Here is a 9036-nt window from a genome sequence, read left to right on the forward strand (position 1 = left end):
GAAGTAACGTAGGTTGGATACTGCTAAACCAACGGCGGCTGCTTGCCTTGCCTCTTTCCGTACGCTCTTAATATCATAACTTAAAATATTAAACTTCATATCTGTATATCGGTCAGACCGATCAACAGCATCATCAATGGCATTAATAACAATATTATCCACCCGACTATCCGTATATTTTTTTGCATCATCGAGAACAATTTTCATCTGTTGCTGAGTGTAATCATGCAGTTGACCACCATTCACAGCTTCTTTCGAGTCCTTCTCAATACGGCCATCCGCAACATTATCAATTAAAACAGGTTCACTGGAATCTCCACCCTCTAAAGTGATCCTATTGGTTTTGTTTCCTTCTCCATCTTTATCATAGTTAACTGCGCCATCAGAAAGATTATTAACCGTGTTCTCAATATTATCAACTCTGTCTTCAATATTGAAAACCGTTTCACCAATATTCGTAACCGTAGTGGAAATATTGTCGACTCTGTTTTCAATATGCTTAATATCTTTTTCAACGCCAGTGATACGTTCGTTGGTCTCCCAAAGCTGTCCGCCATTGACTGCATCTTTTGACCCTTCTACAATTTTACCATCTGCTACATTGATAATCTTACTTGGTTGACCATCATGGCTAGCGTCATAAGCTTTTTTCTGCTCATTCCAATTTAAACCATTGGACGAGACATTGTTTTCAACATTTTGAATGCGGTCGTTTATCTTAGACATACTCTCACTCACGCCGTCAAAAGCACTGGCAACGTTATGATAATTCTTCTTTTCACCAGAGCTACCGTCAGCCTTGAATTGTGCTATCTTGAAAGTAGGAGCAGTCCATTCTCCATTATTATAGCCAGCGCCACCACCAAAATACGCAGCCAATTGGTTGCTCATAAGATAAAGTTGCGAACCATTTATAGCATCGGTTGAATTAGCAGAAATATCTCCATTGGCAAGAAACTTAATTTTGCTATTGGTTCTTCCCTCTCCATGCTGTGCTACAAATGCCTGCTCATCACTGTTCCACAACAAGGCGTCCCCTTTAACTTCTTGAGTAATATTCGTGATTTTTTCATTGACATCGTTTACCACATTCGTCAGATGCGTATTCACACTCTTCACATTTGCATCAAGACCTGTCAAAGCTGAGCCAACGTCATGATAATTGGCTTTTGCCACCTGACCATCTTCAACAATAACAGATAAACTATATTTTGGTCCTTTAAAGGCACCATTTTCGAATGAAGCATCACCACCAAAATAATTTGCTATATCTCCAGATATTTTATTAATTTGGTTCCCATTGATTGCATCATGCGATCCTTGCGCAATTATGCCATCTTTAACATTATGAAGAGCAACAGGGTCTTGGTTATCTACCCCACCTAAAGTTACGCTACCATAATTAATGGCACCATTTTCTTTATCGTAGAGAACTGCAGCAGCTCTTGTGAGATTAATATCATTAGAAATCATCTCTATACTTTTATCAAGCTGGGCTTTGTTAACAGCTTCATCACTCCACTCTGCAGCTTTTACACCGGAAATTGTACGAGCATCACCAGATTCGTTTGCAACATTGATTTCTATACCACCTGTTGACTCACCAATGGTGATAGCACCTTCATTCTCTTCCTGCTTAACGAGGCTATTTTTTGTCGCATTCGTAATCTGATTTTGAATATTCGTGATAGAAGCATCAACAGCATTAAAAGTAGATTCAAAACCATTATGTGGCTTACCCTGAATAGTGTAAGTGGGAGCCTTACCGTTAGATACATCTGCACCACCACCAAAATATTGAGATGTATTTTGAGAAATTTTTGCTAGATTATTCGTAACAGTGGTAACATTCTGATTAGTAACAAAAAGTTGTGAACCATTTACCGCATCGGTTGAATTAGCAGAAATGTCTCCATTGGCAAGAAATTTAATTTTGCTATTTTCTTTGTCTGCTCCATGCTGTGCTACAAATGCCTGCTCATTATTACTCCACAACAGAGAATCTTTAGAGACACCATCAATTTTCTGAGTAAACTCATTGGCTACATGTGTTAAGCGGCTATTCACATTGTTGATATTGTCATCAAGCCCTGTCAAAGCATCACCAACATTATTATGGTCCTTAGTTATTGCTACACCATCTTCAGAAATTTGCGATAAATGATAGTGCGGACCAAACAAAATACCTTCGCTAAATTCCGCATCACCACCAAAAATGACTGCTACATCTCGGGATATTTTTTCAATCTGGCTACCATTAATTGCATCATGCGATCCTTGCGCAATCATGCCATCTTTAACATTATGGAGAGCAACCGGTGCCGTAGTCTTATCACCACCTAAAGACACACTATTATAATTAACGGCTCCATCTGCTTTTTTATCGTAGAGAACTGCAAAAGCACCCACTTTCTGAATATTGAACACCTCTTCACCAAGATCAGTAACCGTAGCTGATATGTTAGTAACCTTATCGTTAATATGGATAATATCCTTTTCAGCACCTGCAACACGATCATTCGTCTCCCAAAGCTGACTACCATTGATTGCATCATGCGAATTTTCAATAATTTTCCCATCTTTAACATTACGGAGAGCAACCGGTGCTGTAGTCTTATCACCACCTAAAGACACACTATTATAATTAACGGCTCCATCTGCTTTTTTATCGTAGAGAACTGCAAAAGCACTTCCCTCTTCAATGTTATTAATACTGTTACTAATATCNTTCCCTCTTCAATGTTATTAATACTGTTACTAATATCTGCTATACGCCCATCCAGTTGTTCTTTATTAACAGCGTCATTAGCATTTACAGCTGCCTTCACACCGGAAATTATCCTATTTTCACCAGATTTGTTTGCAACATTGATTTCAGTGCCACCTGTTGACTCACCAATGGTGATAGCACTTTCATTTTCCTCCTGCTTAACGAGGCTGTTTTTTGCCACATTCGCAATCTGATTTTGTATATTCGTGATAGAAGTATCAACAGCATTAAAAGTAGATTCAAAACCATTATGTGGTTTGCCCTGAATAGTGTAACTGGGCGCCTTACCGTTAAATACATCCGCTCCACCACCAAAATATTGTGATATATTATGAGTTACACCTTCAACTGTATTCTCAATCTTCCCTAACTGCGCAAAATTCACTGCATCCTCAGGTTCTTCCCCAGCTGCCACTCCTGTAATCTTTTTATTACCAGCATCAATACCATCCACAGTTATACCAGCCCCATTAGCAAACAGAATGCCATCATCACTTATAGAGCTTCTTCCAGCGGTAACTCGTTCCACTTTAATATTCTCAGCTAGATCAAATTTTACATTATTGTCTTCCTCACCTTTTATAATCGTAAGGTTGCCACTTGCCGCTGACAAATCTACAGTATCTTTTATACCAACGGCTTTAGCATCTTTACCCCCAACGGATAGGTTCCAACCTTGATCTACGTATGATTGTAACGATTTTAGCTGTGCAACATTAACGGCATCAGTGTCGTCACTACCAGCTGCCACTCCTACAATCTGGCGCGTTTGCTTTAATTTAGCATCACCAACACTCACTGCACCTAGCGTACTTTTCCATGCAAAGTTGTCAGACTGTGTAAGATCTTTAGATAAAGAACTATAACCATGCTTTCCAGCAGCAACCTCAGCCACAGACTCGTTTCCAATCGCAACACCTAAATTTACCGTCGTTTTTGCAAAAGCACCAAGAGCTATAGATTCCTCACTGTCCGCCTTAGCACGATATCCAATAGCAATTGATTCTTCGCCCGTCGCTATTGTACGTCCCCCAGGGGGGGGCGGGTTATCAGCCCATTTACCTTCACCACCTATTGCGATACTTTTTTTACCTACAGCATACGCCAAATGACCTACAGCAACAGTAACGCTATTATCCACCTGCGCACCATAACCAACAGCAACCGAATCTGCGGCGTTTACTATTATCTTGGCACCAAGAGCAGTAATATCACTACTATTATGGAGTTTGTCGGCCTGTGTTATATCATTACCAAATATGACATTAGTACCCACTACGTCACGTTGCATGCCTATATCGCGCTGCATTTTAGACATGGAGTCATTGCGTGAAGAATTCAATGCATCAATAATCGCTGTATTCTCACCGTTTTGTGAACTGATGATCAATTTTTTATATTGCCCGCCTGTATCTAATGTTCTTTCCAATGAGTTTTTGTCATCTGCCCTCAAAACATTCACAATAGGATCATCATTACTTATACCAGAAAGGGTTTTGGTTAAAAAATTTGCATCGTCATCAGAAGCGTCAACTTTTGGCATCATTGCCACATTCAATGCTGTTAAATAATTTTCCTTATCACCATCATAGTAATCATACGCAGAGATAATGCTTTGCGGATAAACCACGGCAGCATTCTTCACATTTTCAAGAGATGCTTTTGTTAAATCGAGATTTGCTGAAAAAACAGGAGAAGCATTCGATAAAAACAATGCCACCGCAGTTCCTAACGAAGCTACTTTAAACAATGATGATCGATGATGTGAACGAGAAAAACTCAAATCACGCAGATTTTGTGTAGTATATAATTTTTTCATAATACCCCCTTCATAATAATAGATTAAAAACACAAAAAAGGTATGCTCTAGAACTCTAAAGCTTTCTTATTTCCTTTGCGTGTTCCTGCTTTTACAGCGTGTTTTAGGTCATAAATAAAATTAAGACATAAGATGTTGTTTCTACAGCGTCTTTAGAAGGGTAATTAGGGGAAGGTTCGTGAAAATCAATTTGAGGAAGGTAAAAAAATACTTAATATTAGAATAGATTTCATTTTTCTACCAAAGGTTGTGTGTCGTTTTTAGCTTTGATCTCTTTGAAAGAGGTATAATTTTTGTTGTGCCTATTGATCATCCGCTAGGCATCAGTTTATTTTTCGTGAATAAGATTTTTTTATTTCATTAGAGGATTTATGAAAGCTTTTTACTAAAATGCCCCATCTATATCCTTACTAATGGTAATGTGTCTCGTTGCTGTATCCTGTTTTACAAAAATACTCACTGCTACTTGTTCTTTTATTCCCTTCAGTTGTGAAAAATTCATTGCACTATCTAGCACCCATATCTTTAGCTGCCTCATCAGAAATAGACAGTTTTCAACCTTTTTTCTTACGACTTCTTCTAAATCTTGCAACTGTCTAAGGTTCACTGCATCGGCAGATTTTCTATCAGCTGCTACGCCAGCTGCTACGCCTATAATTTGTCGCGTTATGTTCTTACTAGGAACACCAATACTTACTGCAACTTTCGTACTTTTCCATTGAGATTAGATGTTTTTAACCGGTCCTTGCAGAACAGACGTATCTCCAAAAACGCCAGCAGCTCTACCAGACACAGAGTTGTTCCCGATAGCTCTCCCATCAACCATCACTTTCTTTAGAATGGGAACCTAAAGCGATACTTCCACCCCCTTTTGCTTTTGAATAGAAGCCCATAGAAATAGCTTCTTGAGCAAATGCATATGCACGGAGTGACCAAGAGCAATCGAACCATATTCTAAAGCTTTAGAAACAGCTCCTACTACTGTTGAATAATCACTCTTCGAAAGAGTATAATCATTTTCCCCGTGTTCGCTCTTCTTATTATATTCACCACCTACTGCGACACTGCTTTTCTCTAAAGCATGAGCCATATTGCCTACAGCAACGCTCCATTCTTTTTCCGTTTGCGCTCCACTACCCTAAAGCAATACTTGTGTTTGGAGTACATTGCATATCCTGTAGATCGTTGCATTATAAAGCATACGTTTAAAACTATACGAAAATAAAAGCTAAAACTGTCTTCTTTTAATAAAGGGTATATTCGTATTTACATTGCTTGAAGCATTTTAATAAATCAAAATAATAGCAATCAATTTTTTGAATCTTTACCACTAAGCTCTTTTATTCTCAACAAAAGTTGTAATAAGCTTTTTATATTCGGATTTTATATAATTACGGGAGTTTTATACATTTAGAATAGCTTTAGAGAGTTCTGGAAGAAAGTAAAAAATTTGCCCTTTTCTTAAATAAGAAAAAGGCAAATCAATTTTATGGATTTAGTCGTTTATTAGTTGAGTATCACATTAACCCCTGTACTTATACCCCAGTGACCTCCAGAAGTGGTAATTGACAAGTTGGAACCAATATCACCGTTCTCTGAAGTATAACCTGCACCAAAAGCAAAAGCAGATTGACTACGCCATAAACCACTACCAAATGCGATTGTTAATTTTCCAGGAATATCACTATAGCGTAAACCAGCTACCGCTAAACCAACAGCTGCTGCTTGTCTTGCCTCTTTTCGAACATCCTCAACAGCATAACTTAATGTCGAAAACTTCATATCCGTATACGAATTAGCCCCACTAACTCCATCTTTTACAAGATGAGAAATTTGCTCATCCGTATACTTATTGGCACTTTCAAGCACAAAATCCATCTTATCTTTTAATTGACCGCCATTAACCGCTTCTTTCGAATCCTTTTCTATCTTTCCATCGGCTACATTGGCTATTAATACTGGAGAACTTTCATCTCCACCAACTAAGCTAACTTTATTGGTCTTTTTTCCCGTTTCTTTATCTTTATCGTATTGTACAGATCCCTCCGTAACTCTATTTTCAATATCCTTGACCTGATCTGTAATCATCTGCTGAGTTTCCCAAAGCTGTCCTCCATTCACTGCTTCTTTTGAATCTCTGTCTACCTTACCATTCGCTACATTGATAATCTTACTTGGACTCTTAACACCCTGAGAATCCACATGAGATGCATCATAACTTCCTTTTTCTTCATTCCAATTCAGACTATTCAAAGAGGTACCCTTTTCAACTTCTTTTATACGATCGTTGATAGTGCTCATGCTGTCATTAACAACATCAAATGCTTCAGAGACATTATTACGTTCCTCTTTATCACCTTTCGTACCATCCTTATTAAAGACCTGAACAGTGAATTTTGGTCCTTGCCAGTTTCCTTCCTTATCATAACCAGCTCCTCCACCAAAATATGAGGCAAATGTCTGTTGAAGTGTATAAATCTGACCACCATTAATCGCATCCGTCGAATCTTCTGATATCTTTCCTTTCGCAAGGAACGTGATCTTGCTGTTTTCCTTGTTACCTTCTTTCTCATGCTGTGCTACAAACGCACCTGCATCATCACTCCACAACAACGCATTTTGCTCAATGTTGTCTGAAATCTCATTATGAAGATTCTTGAAAACCTTATTTACACCGGCAAACGCGGCTGCAATGCTATCATAATTCTCCTCTTCAAAGCTTCCATCTTCTTGGAAAGTCATTATCTTGAAACCTGGAAGCGCCCAGCCATCACCATCATACTTAGCATCACCACCAAAATACTTTGCTAGCGACTGATTCAGATCATAAATCTGTCCGCCATTAACCGCATCACTCGAGCCTGATACTATAGAGCCAGCCGCAAGTGATGTGATCTTGCTTGCTTTTCTGTCATCACCTTTCCCATGCAGAGCGATAAAAGCTTTGTCACCATCGCTCCAAGATAAAGAATCTTGTGCAACTCCCTCTGAGACCTCCTTAATGCGAGCGTTCACATTCTTGATATTGTCATCAAGTCCTTTAAAGGCAGAACCAACATCGGTATGCGGTTTATCTGTTACTTCGCCACCTTTATCAATACTGGATAAATTATAAGTTGGCCCTTTAAAAGCACCACCCTTAAATTCAGCATCTCCACCCAACAATTTTGCTATATCCATTGAAAGAATGTGAACCTGTCCTCCATTGATAACATCCGTTGAGTTTTCCGCAATCGATCCGGCGGCTACATTATGGAGCGCAACAGGTGTAGCATCCTTCCCTTTCCCAAAAGTTACATTTGTATAATCAGTTTGATTATCTGTTGTTTTATCGTAAAGAACAACAGAAGAACTATCAGACAGAAGGGTATCAGAAAGATCCTTCAAACCTTTATCAAATTGTTCTTTGTTCACAGCTTCATTGGCTTTTTCTGCTGCCTTCACACCAGAAAGGGTTCTATCCTTACCACTCTTGTTTGCGATATTGATTTCACTACCTTCTACTCCTTTACCAATGTTGATAACATCTTCATTTTTCGTAACAAGCAAATTACTGATTACATCGCTGATCGCAGTTTGAACCTTTGTGAAAAGTTTACCCACACCTGAAAATGCATCTGATACATTCTTATAGCTTGATTCAGCTTCAGTGCCATCATCATTGATAATTTTGAGCTTAAAATCAGGAACTTTCAATTCCCCATCCTTATATTCAGCGTCATCAGAAAAATATTTTGCAACCTTATCGCCCAGTGAATAAAGTTGAGAACCATTTACGGCATCCATCGATTCTTTCGTAATATCTCCTACAGCAAGCGATGTGATTTTACTTGCCTTTCTGTCATCACCTTCCCCATGCTGGGCGACAAAAGCTTTGTCAGCATCGCTCCAAGATAAAGAATCTTGTGCAACTCCTTCTGAGACTTCCTTAATGCGAGCATTCACATTCTTGATATTATCATCAAGTCCTTTAAAGGCAGAACCAACATCGGTATGCGGTTTATCTGTTACAACACCTTTTTCATCAATATTCGATAATTTATACCCTGGTACTTTAAAGTTTTTTCCATCAAAGGATACATCTCCACCTAAAATTTTTGAGAAATCATCTGTGATGATATGAAGCTGTCCACCCGTGACTGTATCATGTGAACCCTTGGCAATCTGACCATCAGCAACATTGTGAAGTGCTACAGCAGCAGAATTTGCACCTTTTCCTAAAGTCACACTCGCATAATTTATAGTGTTATTATCACCCTCTTTTTTATCGTAGTGAACAACGGCTGAATCATCAGACTGAAGACTGTTAGAAAGCTTCTTTAAACTTTCATCAAGCTGACCTTTATTAACCGCTTCATTATTTTGTGTTGCTGCCTTCACACCAGAAAGAGTTCGATCTGCTTTGCTACTATTAGCGATATTGATTTCACTGCCTTCTACTTCTTTA

3 protein-coding genes and 2 pseudogenes are annotated in these 9036 nt (G+C 38.6%); all 5 read right to left on the reverse strand.

Features of this window, described 5'->3' with window-relative positions:
* A pseudogene (locus ACFILD_RS03500) lies at nucleotides 1-2580 on the reverse strand (hypothetical protein); the annotation flags it as partial.
* 44 nt (nucleotides 2581-2624) lie between these two features.
* Nucleotides 2625-4589 (reverse strand): hypothetical protein, encoded by a 1965-nt coding sequence (locus tag ACFILD_RS03505; RefSeq protein WP_375664774.1) that lies wholly within the window; start codon nucleotides 4587-4589, stop codon nucleotides 2625-2627.
* Nucleotides 4590-4974: 385 nt separating this feature from the next.
* The gene (locus ACFILD_RS03510; protein ID WP_375654307.1) at nucleotides 4975-5280 is read right to left on the reverse strand and encodes a hypothetical protein; all 306 of its coding nucleotides are present in this window, start codon (nucleotides 5278-5280) and stop codon (nucleotides 4975-4977) included.
* A 156-nt stretch (nucleotides 5281-5436) separates the two neighbouring features.
* Nucleotides 5437-5694 (reverse strand): annotated as a pseudogene (locus tag ACFILD_RS03515) (hypothetical protein); the annotation flags it as partial.
* 401 nt (nucleotides 5695-6095) lie between these two features.
* A partial coding sequence (locus ACFILD_RS03520) for a YadA-like family protein (protein ID WP_375664775.1) occupies nucleotides 6096-9036 on the reverse strand: 2941 nt, incomplete at its 5' end.

The organism is Bartonella sp. CL162QHHD, assembly GCF_042195435.1.
In the GTDB taxonomy this organism is placed as follows: Bacteria; Pseudomonadota; Alphaproteobacteria; order Rhizobiales; family Rhizobiaceae; genus Bartonella.